Origin of the sequence: Bifidobacterium castoris, assembly GCF_003952025.1 — a bacterium.
In the GTDB taxonomy this organism is placed as follows: Bacteria; Actinomycetota; Actinomycetes; order Actinomycetales; family Bifidobacteriaceae; genus Bifidobacterium; species Bifidobacterium castoris.
The window spans coordinates 1-1,404 of record NZ_QXGI01000022.1 but is presented as its reverse complement, the minus strand read 5'-3'; the positions used below and the strand labels follow the sequence as shown (position 1 = coordinate 1,404).

Annotated in this window: 1 pseudogene; it reads left to right on the top strand. The window is 68.4% G+C overall.

The window, feature by feature from the left end:
• Window positions 1-66 precede the first annotated feature (66 nt).
• Window positions 67-1,391 (top strand): annotated as a pseudogene (locus D2E22_RS10405) (ISL3 family transposase).
• The last annotated feature ends 13 nt before the right edge of the window (window positions 1,392-1,404 follow it).

Here is a 1,404-nt window from a genome sequence, read left to right as displayed (position 1 = left end):
GCGGCTCTTCCCTTTTTAGTGTGTAAGGGCCGTGCTCCATCATTTGTTGTGTGAATGATAAAAAGAATGGGGCACGGCCTGTCCCTGATTTTAGCGTGTTCGATGGTCAGCGCCTGTTGGGGCTGGATCGGTTGGGTCTTCGCGCCCGGTCCATGCGTTTTCTTGGTCGCGGGGACGGTTCGGGCGTGTGGCAGATCCGCTGTGACACGGGGGACGAATCGGCGCGGGCGTGTGTCTCGTGCGGCTGCATGTGCAGGGTGCGCACCTCGCGTGAACGCACCGTCGTGCACGTGCCCCTGGGATCGGACGCGATCCATCTGAAGGTGCGGGTGCGCACCTATGAGTGCGTCGCGTGCGCGCGTATGTGGCACGACGACCTGGGGGCGCTGGCGTCGGGACGCACGCTGCTGTCGCGGGCCGCGGTGGACTGGGCGCTTCGCCGCGTCGCGTTGGAGTCGGCGTCGGTGGCGGCATGCGCGCGCACGCTGGGCTGCTCGTGGAACGCGCTGGACCGGGCGGTGCGCGCGGCCGGCATGCGGGTCCTGTCCGAATCCGACCCGTACGGGGCGGTGACGCGCATCGGCGTGGACGAGCACGTGTGGCGCCACGGCGCATCCGGCGACCGGTACGTGACCGTGATCGTCGACCTGACCCCGCGCGCCGACGGCAGACCGGCCAGACTGCTGGACATGGTGCCGGGCCGTTCGGCGCAAGCGTTCGCGAACTGGCTCGAAGCGCGGGGCGCACGCTTCCGCGACCGCGTCGAGGTCGTGGCCATGGACGCGTTCTCCGGATGGAAGCAGGCCGCCGCCCGCATGCTGCGCACGGCGGTCGAGGTCATCGACCCGTTCCATGTCGTGCATCTGGCCGCCGGCAGGCTCACCATGGTGCGCTGCCGCCTGCAACGCGAGGCCACGGGCCGGCGCGGCGTCAAGGGCGAACGCCTCTACGACTGCCGGCGCGCCCTGCTCAAGACCGCCTCGCTGCGCACCCCACGCCAGAGGGAACGCATCGACGCACTGCTCGCCGACCCCGTCAACGACGCGCTGAGACTGGCGCACGGCGCCTACCAGCGCATCATCGCCTGCTACCGGCACAAGGACCCGCGCCGGGGCCGACGCATGATGGGCGCGCTCATCGACGCGCTGGCCGAACCGACAGCCACACGCCGCTGCCCCGAGCTGCGATCCCTGGGGCGCACGTTGAAACGACGCCGCGCCGACATCCCGGCCTACTTCACGCACCGACACTCGTCCAACGGACCCACCGAAGCCATCAACGGCCGCCTCGAGACCCTGCGCGGCATCGCCATGGGATTCGACAACTTCGAACACTACCGCCAACGAAGCCTCATCCACTCCGGAAGAATCAAAGACATCCTTACACACTAAAAAGGGAAGAGCC